12 protein-coding genes are annotated in these 15,220 nt (G+C 66.7%); 9 read left to right on the plus strand and 3 right to left on the minus strand.

All coding sequences use genetic code 11. The features are described from left to right. Window positions 1–11 precede the first annotated feature (11 nt). The 5 genes from infB to pnp all read left to right on the plus strand — a co-directional run bounded on the left by infB (window position 12) and on the right by pnp (window position 6,820). Window positions 12–2,648, plus strand: a complete 2,637-nt coding sequence (infB, locus tag BP26_RS0108530) for a translation initiation factor IF-2 (protein ID WP_029920154.1) — start codon at window positions 12–14, stop codon at window positions 2,646–2,648. After that, window positions 2,648–3,076, plus strand: coding sequence for a 30S ribosome-binding factor RbfA (gene rbfA / locus BP26_RS0108535; protein WP_084182921.1), 429 nt, complete (start codon window positions 2,648–2,650; stop codon window positions 3,074–3,076). Before infB ends, rbfA begins: the two co-directional genes overlap by 1 nt. 225 nt (window positions 3,077–3,301) lie before the next feature. Further along, window positions 3,302–4,264 carry a tRNA pseudouridine(55) synthase TruB gene (truB, locus tag BP26_RS0108540; protein WP_051748683.1) on the plus strand — a complete coding sequence of 321 codons (963 nt, stop codon included), beginning with the start codon at window positions 3,302–3,304 and terminating at the stop codon, window positions 4,262–4,264. A gap of 110 nt (window positions 4,265–4,374) precedes the next feature. Then, a complete protein-coding gene (gene rpsO, locus BP26_RS0108545) occupies window positions 4,375–4,644 on the plus strand; it encodes a 30S ribosomal protein S15 (RefSeq protein ID WP_029920157.1) in 270 nt (89 codons plus the stop codon). A 73-nt stretch (window positions 4,645–4,717) separates the two neighbouring features. Further along, window positions 4,718–6,820, plus strand: a complete 2,103-nt coding sequence (pnp, locus tag BP26_RS0108550; RefSeq protein WP_029920158.1) for a polyribonucleotide nucleotidyltransferase — start codon at window positions 4,718–4,720, stop codon at window positions 6,818–6,820. A 600-nt stretch (window positions 6,821–7,420) separates the two neighbouring features. Here the strand turns inward: pnp and phaR are convergent. Further along, window positions 7,421–7,918: a polyhydroxyalkanoate synthesis repressor PhaR gene (phaR, locus tag BP26_RS0108555; RefSeq protein ID WP_029920159.1), complete on the minus strand. Its 498-nt coding sequence runs from the start codon at window positions 7,916–7,918 to the stop codon at window positions 7,421–7,423. A 67-nt stretch (window positions 7,919–7,985) separates the two neighbouring features. Then, window positions 7,986–8,993 carry a tRNA glutamyl-Q(34) synthetase GluQRS gene (gene gluQRS, locus BP26_RS0108560; RefSeq protein WP_157572425.1) on the minus strand — a complete coding sequence of 336 codons (1,008 nt, stop codon included), beginning with the start codon at window positions 8,991–8,993 and terminating at the stop codon, window positions 7,986–7,988. A gap of 49 nt (window positions 8,994–9,042) precedes the next feature. Between gluQRS and BP26_RS0108565 the strand changes: the two genes are divergently transcribed. From BP26_RS0108565 to BP26_RS0108580, 4 genes are read left to right on the plus strand one after another with little or no spacing between them, the layout of a single operon-like run. After that, on the plus strand, window positions 9,043–10,635 hold the full coding sequence (locus BP26_RS0108565) for an FAD-binding oxidoreductase (RefSeq protein WP_029920161.1): 1,593 nt from the start codon (window positions 9,043–9,045) through the stop codon (window positions 10,633–10,635). Between the two features lie 32 nt (window positions 10,636–10,667). Then, complete coding sequence (locus tag BP26_RS0108570; RefSeq protein WP_029920162.1) at window positions 10,668–12,200, plus strand: glycerol-3-phosphate dehydrogenase/oxidase; 1,533 nt, start codon at window positions 10,668–10,670, stop codon at window positions 12,198–12,200. Next, the gene (locus BP26_RS0108575; protein ID WP_029920163.1) at window positions 12,197–13,756 is read left to right on the plus strand and encodes an FGGY-family carbohydrate kinase; all 1,560 of its coding nucleotides are present in this window, start codon (window positions 12,197–12,199) and stop codon (window positions 13,754–13,756) included. The genes BP26_RS0108570 and BP26_RS0108575 overlap by 4 nt, the downstream gene beginning before the upstream one ends. A gap of 53 nt (window positions 13,757–13,809) precedes the next feature. After that, window positions 13,810–14,433 carry a zinc metalloprotease gene (locus BP26_RS0108580; protein WP_029920164.1) on the plus strand — a complete coding sequence of 208 codons (624 nt, stop codon included), beginning with the start codon at window positions 13,810–13,812 and terminating at the stop codon, window positions 14,431–14,433. A gap of 56 nt (window positions 14,434–14,489) precedes the next feature. Here the strand turns inward: BP26_RS0108580 and BP26_RS0108585 are convergent, their stop codons facing one another. Further along, a complete protein-coding gene (locus tag BP26_RS0108585; RefSeq protein ID WP_029920165.1) occupies window positions 14,490–15,071 on the minus strand; it encodes an outer membrane beta-barrel protein in 582 nt (193 codons plus the stop codon). Window positions 15,072–15,220: the final 149 nt, after the last annotated feature.

Genomic DNA, 15,220 nt, shown 5'->3' on the forward strand with positions numbered 1-15,220 from the left:
CCGGAGACAGAATGAGCACCCTCACCGTATCCGACCTCGCCACCGAGCTGCACAAGCCGGTGCCCGAGATGTTGGCCCAGCTGAAAGAAGCTGGCGTAGCCGTGGACAACGAAAAGTCGCCGATCAGTCCGGCGGACAAGCTGGCGCTGCTGAGCCATCTGCAGAAGACCACCCGTGGCACCACCCTGGGTGCCGGCGGCGCCGGGCGCATCATGCTCAAGCGCAAGGAAACCACCGAGCTCAAGCTCGGCGGCGCCCGCGGCGCGGCCGCCAAGACGGTCAGCATCGAAGTGCGCAAGCGCCGTACCTATGTCAAGAACGACATGGTGCAGGAGCCTTCCGCCCCGGCGCCGACCGACGCGGTTTCCGAAGCGGCCGCAGCCGCAGCGGCTGAAGCCGCCGAGGCCCAGGCCCAATTGCAGCGCGAGGCCGAGGCCCGCGCGGCCGCCGAATTGGAAGCCAAGCGCCACCGCGAGTTGCAGGAACACCAGCTGCTGGCCGAGGAACAGGCCCGCGCCGCCGCCGCCGCCGAGGAAGTGGCGCGCAAGGCCGCCGAGGATGCGGAGCGTTTCAAGAGCGATCCGATCTACCGTGCCCGCATGGAAGCCGAGTCGGCGCGCCGCCGCGCCGCCGAGAACCTGCGCCGCGCCACCGAAGTGCCGATCATCGTGACGCCGCCGCCCGCCGCGTCGACGCCGTCGCAGCCGCCGGCGCTCAAGCCGGAGCGTGACCGCGGCGGTTCGCATCACCGCAACGAGCTGCACCTTGCCGCCGGCAAGGGCGGCAACCGTCGCGAAAAGAAATCGAAGAAGCCGACCGGGCAGATCCGCGTCGACAACCTGCACATGTTCGAGAAGCCGACCGCACCGGTGGTGCGCGAGGTGGAAGTGCCGGAAGCGATCACCGTGGGCGAGCTGGCCAACCGCATGGCGGTGAAGGCCACCGACCTGATCAAGGCGATGATGAAGAGCGGCGTGTTCGCCACCATCAACCAGATCATCGACCAGGACACGGCGGCGATCATGGTGGAAGAGCTGGGCCACAAGGCCAAGATGGTCAAGGCCACCGACGCCGAAGAGGCGCTGGAGCAGGCCGCCACCGCCGGCGACAAGAGCCTGGCGACGGAAGCGCGTCCGCCGGTGGTCACCATCATGGGCCACGTCGATCATGGCAAGACCTCGCTGCTCGATTACATCCGCAAGACCCGCGTTGCCGCGGGCGAGGCGGGCGGCATCACGCAGCACATCGGCGCCTACCACGTCACCACCGACAAGGGCGTCATCACCTTCCTCGACACCCCGGGCCATGCCGCGTTCACGCGCATGCGCGCCCGCGGCGCGCAGATCACCGACATCGTGGTGCTGGTGGTGGCCGCCGATGACGGCGTGATGCCGCAGACCAAGGAAGCGATCCAGCATGCGCGCGCCGCCAAGGCGCCGATGGTGGTCGCCATCACCAAGATCGACAAGCACGAAGCCGATCTCGACCGCGTCCGCACCGAACTGTCTGCCGAACAGGTGATTTCCGAGGAATGGGGCGGCGACACCCAGTTCATCGGCGTCTCCTCGGTCACCGGCGAAGGCATCGACAAGCTGCTCGACGCCATCCTGCTGCAGGCCGAAGTGCTGGAACTGAAGGCCCCGCTGGACGGACCCGCGCGCGGCACCGTGGTCGAGTCCTCGCTGGAGAAGGGACGCGGTCCGGTGGCGACGGTGCTGGTCCGCTCCGGCACCCTGCGCCAGGGCGACGTCATCCTGACCGGCCCGTATTTCGGCCGTGTCCGCGCAATGTTCGACGAAGCCGGCCAGCCGGTGAAGGAAGTCGGTCCCTCGATCCCGGTGGCGGTGCTCGGCTTGTCCGGCGCGCCGGATGCCGGCGACGATGTGGTGGTCGTCTCCGACGAACGCAAGGCCCGTGAACTGGCCCTGCTGCGCGAGGTCAAGCAGCGTGAAGCCAAGCTGGCGCAGACCCAGGCCGTGCGCATGGACCAGGTGTTCGCCCGCATGGGCGAGGCCGGCGAGCAGAAGTCGCTCAACCTGATGGTCAAGGCGGACGTGCAGGGCAGCGCCGAGGCGCTGACCGAATCGCTGCGCAAGCTGCCCAGCGCCGAGGTCAAGGTCAATGTCGTGTCCAGCGGCGTCGGCGGCATCAGCGAGTCCGACATCGAGCTGGCGCTGGCTTCGCGCGCCATCATCATCGGCTTCAACGTCCGTGCCGACAGCGTGGCGCGCCGCCGCATCCAGGACACCGGTGTGGACGTGCGCTACTACAGCATCATCTACGACGTCATCAACGACGTCTCGGATGCCATCGGCGGCCTGCTCGGCACCGAGACGCGCGAGCAGATCGTCGGCACCGCCCAGGTGCGCGACGTGTTCCGCTCCTCCAAGTTCGGCGCCATCGCCGGCTGCCTGGTCATGGAAGGCGAAGTCCGCCGCGGCCTGCCGATCCGCGTATTGCGCAGCAATACGGTGATCTACGAAGGCGAGCTGGAATCGCTGCGCCGCCACAAGGACGACGTGTCCAAGGTCGTGGTCGGCACCGAGTGCGGCATCGGCGTGAAGAACTACAACGACGTCAAGCCGGGCGACCAGATCGAGTGCTACGAGCGTATTGAAGTGCGTCGCACGGTTGGCGCGGAAGCCTGATGCCGAGGGAGTTTTCGCGAACGCTGCGGATCAACGCGCAATTGCAGCGCGAGTTGAGTTCGCTGATTCGCGAACAGCTCACCGACCCGCGGGTGGCGCTGGTCACGGTCACCCAGGTCAGCGTCTCGCCGGACATGCGCAATGCGCGCATCTCGATCAGCCAGCTCGGCAGCGATGCCGAGCTCAAGGCTGCGGCCAAGGCCCTCAACGGCGCGGCTTCGCTGCTGCGCCGGGCCATCGGCAAGTCGCTGAAGCTGCGTTACGTGCCGATGCTGCGTTTCTTCGCCGACGAGGCGCTGCGCGAGGGCGACCGCATCGGCAGCATGATCCGTGAAGCCACCGCGCGCGACCTCGCGCACCCGGTCGCGCCGAGTGCGGCGGTGGTTCCAAAGAAGAAAATCGCACCCCCTGAAGATGGCGAAGGGTAGGAGCTTGTCCGTGAGTAAATCGCGCCTGCGTTGCCGCCCGAAATCGCGGCAGGCAAGGCGGAGGGCCTGGACCATGGTCAATCCATGGTCCAGGCCTGACAACGCAGCATGGCGCGATTTCGGGCGCAACCCGGAGGGACGGGGCCATTTTTGCGCATCGCTACGTCGGCCGGTGCTTGCATGGAATCACCATGCTGCGCCCCATCCGACTAGCGCTGCGCAAAAATGACCTCCGTCGCAGGCACGATTTACTCACGGACAAGCTCCAGGTCGCGGCGCCGCAGCGTCGACGGCATCCTCCTGCTCGACAAGCCCCTGGGCTTGACGTCCAACGCGGCGCTGCAGAACGCCAAGCACCTGTACAACGCCGAGAAGGCCGGCCACACCGGCAGCCTCGACCCGCTGGCCACCGGCCTGCTGCCGATCTGCCTGGGCGAGGCGACCAAGCTCAGCGCCTACCTGCTCGATGCCGACAAGCGCTACCAGGCGCGGGTGCGCCTGGGCGTGCGCACCAGCACCGGCGACGGCGAAGGCCAGCAGGTCGCGACTTCCGACCCCTCCAGCCTGAGCCGCGAGCAGCTGGAAGCGGCGATCCCGCAATTCCTCGGCACCATCGACCAGGTGCCGCCGATGTATTCCGCCATCAAGCGCGACGGCCTGCCGCTCTATACACTGGCCCGCGCCGGCATCGAGATCGAGCGCGCGCCGCGCCAGGTGCGGATCCACGAGCTGCGCGTGCTGGCCTTCGACGGCCTGCATTTCGAATTCGAGGTGTCTTGTTCCAAGGGTACCTATATCCGCACCCTGGCCGAGGACTGGGCCGCGGCGGTGGGGCAGCAGGCCCACCTGGCCGCCCTGCGCCGCACCGGCCTCGCGCCGTTCGACGCCGGCGCCATGGTCAGCCTGGAACAGGTGGAGCGGACCGAACCGGGCGAGGCGCGCGACAGCCTGCTGCTGCCCCCGGGCACGGCGCTGCGGGACTGGCCGCAACTGACGGTGGACGATACCCTGGCGCACCGCCTGAGCCGCGGGCAGACCTTGCTGATGGCGGACGCGGGAGCTGCCGGCCTGACCGCGGTTTTCGACCAGCGGCAGCGCCTGCTGGGGATCGCCGAAAGCGACGGCGCCGGCCACCTGGTACCCCGCCGCTGGATGAATCGGCCGGAAAACAGGGCAAATTCAGGCTAAAGCCCTGAAACAGCGCCCATAAATAGAGCGAATGTGTTGTGGGGCGGGGCAATCCCCGCTAAAATGTCAAATTCATCAGACGAATTCAAGTCCAAATTTCGGAGCATGTGATGCCGTTGTCCATTGATCAAAAGAGTGCGGTGGTTGCCAAATACCAGCGTGCCAAGGGTGATACGGGTTCGCCGGAAGTCCAGGTGGCCCTGCTGTCCGAGCGCATCACCAGCCTCGGCGGTCATTTCGAAGCGAACAAGAAGGATCACCATTCGCGCCGCGGTCTGCTGAAGATGGTCAACCAGCGCCGCAAGCTGCTCGATTACCTGAAGCAGGAAGACCAGAGCCGTTATGCCAAGCTGATCGCCGACCTCGGTCTGCGCCGCTAAGCCACGCCAAGCCGCGTTCCCCTCGGGCGCGGCTTCTTCCGTTTCACCGCCTGCAAAATTAATCGAGCCAGCCATGGTCTATCCCGTCACGCCCATCAAAAAAACCTTCCAGTACGGCGCCCATAGCGTCACCCTGGAAACCGGCGCCATCGCGCGCCAGGCCACCGCCGCCGTTATCGTCACCGTCGCCCAGACCGTGGTCATGGTCACCGTGGTGGCCAAGAAGGAAGCGAAGGAAGGCCAGGATTTCTTCCCGCTGACCGTCGATTACATGGAGCGCACCTATGCCGGCGGCCGCATCCCCGGCGGCTTCTTCAAGCGTGAAGGGCGTCCGACCGAGAAGGAAACGCTGACCTCGCGCCTGATCGACCGTCCGCTGCGCCCGCTGTTCCCGGAAGGCTTCTTCAACGAAATCCAGGTGGTGGCGACGGTGCTGTCGCTCAACCCGGAAGTCAACGGCGACATCCCCGCCATGATCGGCGCCTCCGCCGCCATGGCCCTGGCCGGCGTGCCCTTCGCCGGCCCGATCGGCGCCGCCCGCGTCGGTTACCAGGATGGCCAGTACATCCTCAACCCCAGCGCCACCCAGCTGACCACCTCCGAGCTGGACCTGGTCGTCGCCGGCACCAAGGATGCGGTGCTGATGGTGGAGTCCGAAGCCAAGCAGCTGTCCGAGGCCGTGATGCTCGGCGCCGTGCTGTTCGGCCACGAGCAGATGCAGGCCGCCATCAACTCCATCAACGAACTGGTCGCCGAAGCCGGCAAGGCCAAGTGGGACTGGCAGCCGTCCGCCGCCGCGCAGGAGCTGACCAGCGCCATCAATGCGCATGAAGGCGCCGTCACCGAAGCCTACGCCATCGCCGACAAGCAGCAGCGTTACGAGAAGCTGGCCGCCATCCGCACCACGATCAACGCCGCCCTGTGCTCCGGCGACGCGCCGAAGTTCTCCGCCGGCAAGGTCAAGGACGCGTTCGGCGAGCTGGAATCCCGCGTCGTCCGCAACCGCATCCTCGACGGCAAGCCCCGCATCGACGGCCGCGACCTGAAGACCGTGCGTCCGCTGACCATGGGCGTCGGCATCCTGCCGCGCACCCACGGTTCCGCCCTGTTCACCCGCGGCGAGACCCAGGTGCTGGCCGTGACCACCCTGGGCACCGGCAAGGACGCGCAGCTGATCGACAGCGTCGAGGGCGAGTGGCGCGACATGTTCATGCTGCACTACAACTTCCCCCCGTACTGCGTCGGTGAAACCGGCCGCCTCAACGCGCCGAAGCGCCGCGAAATCGGCCACGGCCGCCTGGCCAAGCGCGGCGTCGCCGCCGTGATGCCGGATCTGGACAAGGAATTCCCCTACGTCGTGCGCGTCGTCGCCGAAGTCACCGAGTCCAACGGCTCCAGCTCGATGGCCAGCACCTGCGCCGCCAGCCTGGCGCTGATGGACGCGGGCGTGCCGATCAAGGCGCCGGTTGCCGGCGTGGCGATGGGCCTGATCAAGGAAGGCGACCGCTGGGCGGTGCTGACCGACATCCTGGGCGACGAGGATCACCTCGGCGACATGGATTTCAAGGTCACCGGCACCACCAACGGCGTTACCGCGCTGCAGATGGACATCAAGATCACCGGCATCACCGGCGAGATCATGAAGGTGGCGCTGGACCAGGCCCTGGCCGGCCGCCTGCACATCCTCGAGGCGATGGTGAAGACCATCGACAAGCCGCGCGCCGAGATGTCCGAGTTTGCGCCGCGCATCACCACCATCAAGATCCACCCGGACAAGATCCGTGACGTCATCGGCAAGGGCGGCGTCACCATCCGCTCCATCACCGAAGAGACCGGCACCAGCATCGACATCGACGACGACGGCACCATCAAGATCGCCGCTGTCGACGGCGACGCCGCCAAGGCCGCCATCGCCCGCATCGAAGCGCTGACGCGCGACGTGCAGGTCGGCGAGGTCTACGAGGGCAAGGTTGCCAAGCTGATGGATTTCGGCGCCTTCGTCACCATCCTGCCCGGCAAGGACGGCCTGGTGCACATCTCGCAACTCTCCGACAAGCGCGTCGAAAACGTGGCCGACGTGGTGAAGGAAGGCGAGACGGTGCGCGTGAAGGTGCTGGAAATCGACAAGCAGGGCCGCATCCGCCTGTCGATGAAGGCCATCGACGTCGTCGAGTAAAAACAGCAATTGAGTAAAGGCCTGACGCGGACTTGATCTGCGTCAAGGTTTTGGTCACAATCCGGGGCGGCTGAAGAAGCCGCCCCGATTTCCGCAGCCCTCGGCGCGGGATCGACAGTCAAAAAAAACCCCCTGGTCTCAGGGGGCAAGGTGCGAGAAAGGCGCAAGGCCTTTCTGGAGGAGACTTCCGCGGTGTCAACTAAAAATTATTCTAGACACCGCATCTTGCATTCATTTTGTTGCAGTGCAGTATAAGCAGGCTCCGGTTTGCCTGTCAAGAAATTGGAAATTATAAAAGTATAATTAATTCAACTACTTGAAGTTGATTGGCTGCAATATTTGACGTTCTCGTCACCGTTTTTGTGGCGCCGCACAAACCAAATTTGATTAATTGATCAAACGATCATTCAAGATCAGATGGCTGTGAGCCAAGCCGGTGTGGGCGTTGAAAGCAGGCGAGCCAGCTGGTCGGAAGGCATGGTGCTTCCGGATCATGACTTCGCACTCGAATCACATCCGTCTCAGGGCATTGCACCCTGCGTTCACATCCGTGCGCATAAAGCTCTGGCCCGCCTGTAGCGGGCGCGCGAGCTGAAATCCCTAGACTTCCTCGTCGCTGCGTTCCAGCAAGGGTTTGATCACCTTGGAGCGCGACAGCCCCTTGAGGAATTCGCGGCGCACCGAGCGCCAGATCGGCGCCTGCCGGTCGGCGATGTCCTTCAGGCGCTGCACCGGGTGCTGCGCCTGGCCCAGCAGGCCGCGCAGCTGTTCGGCGAAGTTGTGGTTCTGGTCCATGAACAGCTGCATCGACAGTTCCAGGTAGCGGCTGATGCTGGTTTGCATCGGATCGCCGTAGAACCGGATGATATGGGTCAGCAACTCCGAGCTGAAGATCGGGTTGCCGCCTTCCTCCTGCTCCGAGATCACCTGCAGCAGGATGCTGCGCGTGATGTCATCGCGGGTGCGCTTGTCCTCGACACGGAACTTCACGTTGCTCAATACCAGCTGGCGCACTTCTTCCAGCGTGATATAGCGGCTGACGTTGGTGTCGTAGAGCCGGCGGTTCGGGTATTTCTTGATGACGCGGATGTCGTTCATGCGTTTCGCTGTGCTGCAACACCCTAAGCATGCCAGATGCTGAAGCGCAGTGCAGCAAAGCACCCGTTCAGGCAGCGCTGACCCTATGTTGCAGTCCCATGGGTACCGCTGCCGCATTCCAGTGTTCCAGCCCCCAGCGCAGCATTTCGCCGGTCCTGGCGCCGCGCAGCGCAGCAGGCGGCGCCTGTCCGAGCAGTTCCAGGCAGTAATGCAGATTCTCCGATGCATGTAGTGCGTCGATCGGGCGCGCATGGTTCTGCTTGCTCAGCTTGCGCCCGTCCGCGCCCGTCAGCACCGGCAGATGGCGGTAGTCCGGCGTGGGCAGTCCCAGAAGGCCTTGCAGATGACGCTGGCGGAAACTCGAACCGATCAGGTCGGCGCCGCGCACCACTTCGGTGATGCCCTGCGCCGCCTCGTCCACCACACACGCGAGCTGATAGCCGATCTGGCCATCGGCGCGGCGCAGCACGAAGTCGCCGATATCGCGTTCCAGATTGCGCTGCAATGGGCCTTGCCAGGCGTCGTCCATGCGCAAATCGCCGGCTGAGACGCGCAGGCGCCAGGCCAGCCGCTCCGCCAGCGGCGCGCTGTCCCGACAGGTGCCGGCATAGACCGGACCGTCGATGCCGGCGAGCGAGTCCTGCACCAGTTGCGCCCGTGTGCAGGCGCAAGGGTAGAGCAGGCCGAGGTCGTGCAGTTGTTCGCAGGCTGCTTCGTACGCATCCACATGCCGCGATTGCAGCCGCGGCGGTTCGTCCCAATGCAACTGGTGCGCTTCGAGCTGCCGCAGGATCGTCTCGATGTGTTCGGGGCGGCTGCGCCCCTCGTCGAGATCGTCGATGCGCAGCAGCCAGCGCCCGCCGGCGCTGCGTGCCTGCAGGTAGCTGGCCAGGGCCGTGAGCAGCGAACCGAGGTGCAGAGGCCCGGATGGCGTCGGCGCGAAACGACCGCGGTATGAGGTGGAAACAGTCATGGCGATACTGTAACTGCGCCGTGCCAGGATGGGCGGGTTGCAGCGCTCTTGCGGCGCCGCGCGGCGGCGATTCCGCGCCTCACCCGCTGCCGTCTTGAGCATGCTAACTTTCACCCCGCCTGCATGGGCTGGTACGACGGACAAACATCGAATGCGGTCTTGGAACGGCTGGGGTGAGGAAGGACGCGACGATACGTTGACGGAGAGCGCGCAGGCCTTCCTGTTGCAGACGGTGGGTGCCGCCACGCCGACCCGTGACGCCACGCTGGCCGATGCGCTGGCCGCCGCACCGGCGTCGCGCCTGCCGGCCAACACCCCGTTCGAGACCGCGCCCGAGTTGCGGCTGCGCCGCGCGCGCGGGCAGAGCTTTCCGGACTGGATCGCATTGCGCTACGGCAGGCTCGGCCCCCTGGCCGACGGCGTCGCGCTGCCCGGCAGCCACGAGGAAGCGGCGCAGGCCCTGGCCAGCGCACAGAAGCTGGGGGCGATCGTCATCCCCTACGGCGGCGGCACCAGCGTGGTCGGGCACCTGCAGGTGCCCGCCTCGGACCGCCCGGTGGTCAACATCTCGCTGGAGCGCATGAACCGCCTGCTCGATCTCGACGAGACCTCCTTGCTGGCCCGCTTCGGCGCCGGCACGCCGGGGCCGCAGGTGGAAGCGCAGCTGGCGCAGCGCGGTTACCTGCTCGGTCATTTCCCGCAGTCCTACGAATACTCCACCGTCGGCGGCTGGGTGGTGACCCGCTCCAGCGGCCAGCAGTCGTTGCGCTACGGCCGCATCGAACAGCTGTTCGCCGCAGGCCGCCTGGCGACGCCGCGCGGCGAGTTGCGCGTCGGCGGCCATCCGGCTTCCAGCGCCGGCCCCGACCTGCGCGAATGCGTGCTCGGCAGCGAGGGCCGTCTCGGCCTGCTCAGCGAGGCCACCCTGCGCGTGCGCAAGCTGCCCGAGCGCGAGGACTTCCACGCCGTGTTCTTTCCCACCTGGGATACCGGCCTGGAAGCCGTGCGCCTGATGGTGCAGGCCGACATCCCCTTGTCGATGCTGCGCATGAGCAACCCGGTCGAGACCGAAACGCAGCTGACCCTCGCCGGCCACGAAAAGACCATCGCCTGGCTCAAGCGCTACCTGCGCCTGCGCGGCTCCGGCCTCAAGCCGGTGATGCTGATGATCGGCTTCACCGGCCTCAATCGCGACGTGCTGCGCAGCCGCCGCGAGGCCCTGGCCATCGCCAAGCAGTGCCGCGGCGTGCACGCCGGCAAGATCATGGGCAAGGCCTGGGCGGCGAAGCGCTTCTACGGTCCTTACCTGCGCAATGCGTTGTGGCGCGCCGGCTACGCCGCCGACACCGCCGAGACCGCCATCAACTGGCCGCAGGCGACCAACACCATGGAAGCGATCGAGGAAGCCGCGCGCCAGTCGCTGAAGGGCGAGGGCGAGCGGGTGCATGCCTTCACCCACCTGTCCCATGTCTACCGGCAGGGTTGCAGCATCTACTCGACTTTCGTCTTCCGCGCCGCGCCGACCTACGAGGAAAACCATGCGCGCTGGGTCAAGCTCAAGCGCGCCGTGTCCGAGGCCATCGTCGCCAACGGCGGCACCATCAGCCACCAGCACGGCGTCGGCATCGACCACGCGCCTTACCTGGAAGCGGAGAAAGGCCCGCTCGGCATGGACCTGATCCGCGCCATGGCGCGCGAGTTCGATACGCAGGGCATGATGAATCCGGGCAAGCTGTTTCTCTGAATGTTCACCATCCCGCAACGGCGGCTGCCGCGATGAGCCCGCGCCCGGCACTGGCGGATCTGCCCGCGCGCTTCGACCTGGTGGTGATCGGCGGCGGCATCACCGGCGCCGGTATCCTGCACGAGGCGGTGCGCGCCGGCGCCAGCGTGCTGCTGGTGGAGCAGAACGATTTTGCTTCCGGCACCTCCAGCGCCTCGTCCAAGCTGGTTCACGGCGGCCTGCGCTATCTCAAGGACGGCCAGTGGCGCCTGACCATGGAGTCGGTGCGCGAGCGCAATCGCCTGCTGCGCAGCCGCGGCGGCCTGGTCGAGCTGCAGCCCTTCCTGATGCCGATCTACCAGGGCATGAAGCCCGGCCGCGCGGTGATGCGCATCGGCCTGGCGATCTACGATCTCATGGGTGGGCAGTGGCGTTCGCGCTCGTTGTCCGCCGCGCAGGCGCTGCAACTGGAGCCGCAGCTGCGCCGCGAGGGCCTGATGGGTGCGGTGGCCTACGAGGATGCCCGCACCGACGATGCGCGCCTGGTGCTGCGCCTGATCTTCGAAGCACAGGAAGCGGGCGGGCGGACGCTGAACTACGTGCGCGTCAGCGAGGTGCTCAAAGCCGACGGCCGCGTGCGCGGCGTGGCCCTGCATGACCTGATCGGCGGCGAGCGGCGCGAGATCGAGGCCGGCATGGTGATCAACGCCGCCGGGGTCTGGTCCACCGGTCTGCCGGGCGATCCGGGCGGTGCGCCGACCTTGCGGCCCTTGCGCGGCAGCCACCTGATCTTCCCGCTGGCGAAGCTGCCGGTGAAGCGTGCGGTGTCCTGGCTGCACGTGCGCGACCGCCGGCCGATCTTCGTTTATCCCTGGGAAGGCGTGGCCCTGTTCGGCACCACCGATCTCGATCACGGCGACGGCGATCCGGCGCGGCCGGAGATGACGGCGGACGAAGCACAGTATCTGATGGAGGGCCTCAACCACCAGTTCCCCGATCTCGGATTGACCCTGGCCGATGCCACTTCCAGCTACTGCGGCGTCCGCCCCATCGTCGCCAGCGGCAAGGACGATCCTTCCGCAGAGTCGCGCGAATCCGCCAGCTGGTCCAGCCCCGGCTGGATCGGCATCACCGGCGGCAAGCTCACCACCTTCCGCGTCACCGCCGTGCAGGTACTGACGCTTGCGGCGAAGCAACTACCGGTGCTGACGCCGCTGGCCGAGGCGCCGCCGGCGCCCACCATTCCCGGTCGCCTGCAGGCCCGCCATGGTCCCGAGTGCGTCGCCTGGCTGGCGCGCTCGGCCTGGGCCGGCGACCGCGAGGATGTCCCCGGCACGCCCTACGTCTGGGGCGAGCTGCGCTGGGCCGCGCGCCATGAGGCGGTGATGCACCTCGACGACCTGCTGCTGCGCCGTACCCGCATCGGCCTGCTGCTGCCGCAAGGCGGGGTGACCGTGCTCGAAGGCGTGGCAGCGATCTGCCGCGAAGAACTGGGCTGGGACGAGGTGCGCTGGGCGCAGGAGCGCAGCCGCTATCTGGATCTGTGGCGGCGTCGCCACGCGATCGACTTCCCCGGATCGGTATGACTGCCGCACGCCTGCTGGCGATCGACGTCGGCACGCAAAGCGTGCGCGCCATCGTCTTCGACGAACAGGGGCGCTTGCTGGCCAAGGCGCAGGTGCAGCTGGATCCGCCCTACGTCTCGCCGCATCCCGGCTGGGCCGAGCAGGATGCGGAAACCTACTGGAACGCCATTGCCGCGGCCTGCGGCGAGCTGTGGCAACAGGGCGAGCTGCGCCCCGAATCGATCAGCGGCCTGTCGCTGACCACCTTGCGCAGCACCGTGGTCTGCGCCGACGAAGCGGGGCGCCCGTTGCGGCCGGTGATCGTCTGGCTCGACCAGCGCAAGGCGACGCGGCTGCCGCCGCTGGGCGCGTTCTGGAATGCCGCCTTTGCCGTGGCCGGCGCAGGCAGCCTGATGCGGCATTTCCAGACCGAGGCCGAGGCCAACTGGCTGGCGCAGAACGAGCCGGAGCTGTGGCGCGCCACCGACAGGTTCGTCTTCCTCTCCGGCTGGCTGCTGCGGCGCATGGTGGGGGAATGGGTCGACTCCAGCGGCGCCCAGGTGGGCTTCGTGCCCTTCGACTACAAGCGCCTGGACTGGGCCGCGCCTTCCGACTTCAAATGGCGTGCGCTGTCGGTGCGCAGGGAACAGTTGCCGCGCCTGGTGGCGCCGGGCGGCAAGCTCGGCACGCTGCTGCCGGAAGCGGCCGCGGCCCTGGGCCTGCCCGCCGGCGTGCCGGTGATCGCCGCCGCCGCCGACAAGGCTTGCGAGGTGCTGGGCAGCGGCGCGCTCGGTGCCGATGTGGCGCAGCTGTCCTTCGGCACCACCGCCACCATCAACACCACCCAAGCGCGCTACGTCGAAGTGCAGCGCCTGCTGCCGGCGTATCCGGCGGCGATTCCCGGCGCCTACAACACCGAGATCCAGATCTACCGCGGCTTCTGGATGGTGAGCTGGTTCAAGCGCGAGTTTGCCCACCGCGAGCAGGCCAAGGCGCAGGAACTGGGCGTGCCGGTGGAGTCCCTGTTCGACGAACTGCTCAAGCGGGCGCCGCCGGGTTCGATGGGCCTGACCCTGCAACCCTACTGGTCGCCCGGTGTGACCGATCCGGGTCCGGAAGCCAAGGGCGCCATCATCGGCTTCGGCGACGTGCACACGCGCGCCCACCTGTACCGTGCCATCATCGAAGGCCTGGCCTACAGCCTGCGCGGCGGCCGCCAACAGATCGAGCGCAAGCTCGGTCATCCCTTGCGCCGCATCATCGCCGCCGGCGGCGGTTCGCAAAGCGACATGGCGATGCAGATCACCGCCGACATTTTCGGCAGCGCCATCGAACGGCCTGACCTCTACGAGACTTCCGCCCTGGGCGCGGCGATCAACCTGGCGGTGGGCCTGGGCCTGTACCCGGATTACGCGCGGGCGGTGGCGGCGATGACCCGCAGCGGCCGCGTCTTCGTGCCCGATCCCGTGGCGCATAAGGTCTACGACCAGCTCTACCGCGAGGTCTACAGCAAGCTGTATCCGCGGCTGCGTTCGCTGTATCGGCGCATCCGTGTCATCACCGGCTATCCGGCCTGAAGCCGCGGCGAGTCTGATAGCCTAGGCCTCACTTCGACAGCAGTGGGGAAGCGGTGGAAAATTACTGGCACCTGGGCAGATGGTTCCGCATTCCGGTTTCGATGCACTGGACCGTGCTGCTGGTCTTTCCCTGGCTGTGGCTGATGATGCAAAGCGTGGTCGGGGCCCTGGTCGGCTCGGTGGCTTATGCACTGCTGCTGGTGACGCACGAGTTCGGCCATGCCGCGATGGCGCGCTGGCGCGGTCTGTCGGTCGAGGACATCACGCTCAGCGGGCTGCACGGCCAGACCTCGCATTCGTACCCGCGTAGTGAGCTGGACGACATCCTCATCGCCTGGTCCGGCGTCGGCGCGCAACTGCTGGTGCTGCTGCTGGCCTTGGTGGCGCGCTACCTGCTGCAGGGCGCCGAAAATCCGGTCGTCGCCCTCATCGCCGGTCCGGCACTGATGGTATTCACGCTGTGGAATCTGTTCCTGATGATGGTGGCCTTGCTGCCCATCGGCCCGATGGATGGCCACCGCGCCTGGCGGGTGATTCCCTATGTGCGCAAGCTCATGCAGCGCCGCAGGCGCAGTCGCAAGGTGGTGAAGCTCGATCCGGAACGGCGACGGGCCCTGGAAAGGAAGTCCGAGCAGATCGCTTCCGAAGTGATCCAGAAGCTGGGCAAGAAGAAGTAAGGATGCTCCCGACTACCCGGGCAAGGCCGTCCCTCGCCCGGGTTTTCAAGCCATCGCTACCAGCGCAGGCCGGCCAGCACGCCGGCATGCATGCCGCCGGCATTGGTGTCGATGCCTTCCACCGTGGCCTTGGCATAGGAGTACTTGGCGTCGATACCGATGTCGAAATGGCGGCCAAGCTCGAAGATGTAGCCGCCGCCGATCCACCCGCCGACCCCGTTGTCCTTCGAGGAAATGCCCTGCAGCTCGCCCTTTGCGCTGGCGAAGGTGATGCCGCCGCTGGCGAAGGCGCGACCCACGCGGCCGGTCTGCCAGAACTTCTTCACGCCGGCCTGGATCTCGGTGGTGGTGCTCTTGAAGTCGCCGTCGTTGAAGCCGGGATCACCGCTGGCGTGGCCGGTGTAGTAACCGGCGGTGAGCGCGATCGGCCAGGAGCCCGGCTGGAAATCCATTTCGCCGCCGTATTCGAACTGCTGGTCGGCCGGGGCCCAGTCATCCTTGTTGAGGATCTTGCCGCCGGCGAAAGCGTGGATGGCGAACACCGGCAGTTCTGGCTTGTCGGCGTGGGCGCTGAAGGCGAGGCCCATGCAGCAGGCGGCGATGCACCCGGACTGCAGCGGGGTGAGTCTGATTTTCATTTGATTCCCTATGGATGATGAAGCGTGGGCGTAATTTTGAGTACGCCTCCCCACGGGGATTGTTGTGGTCCGGCACTGGCCGGTCAACGGGTTATTTGATCCTATGGGGGCGCTTGATGAGAGCCACGTCACAGTTCCGCATTTCCGAC

The organism is Nevskia soli DSM 19509 (assembly GCF_000711955.1).
GTDB lineage: Bacteria > Pseudomonadota > Gammaproteobacteria > Nevskiales > Nevskiaceae > Nevskia > Nevskia soli.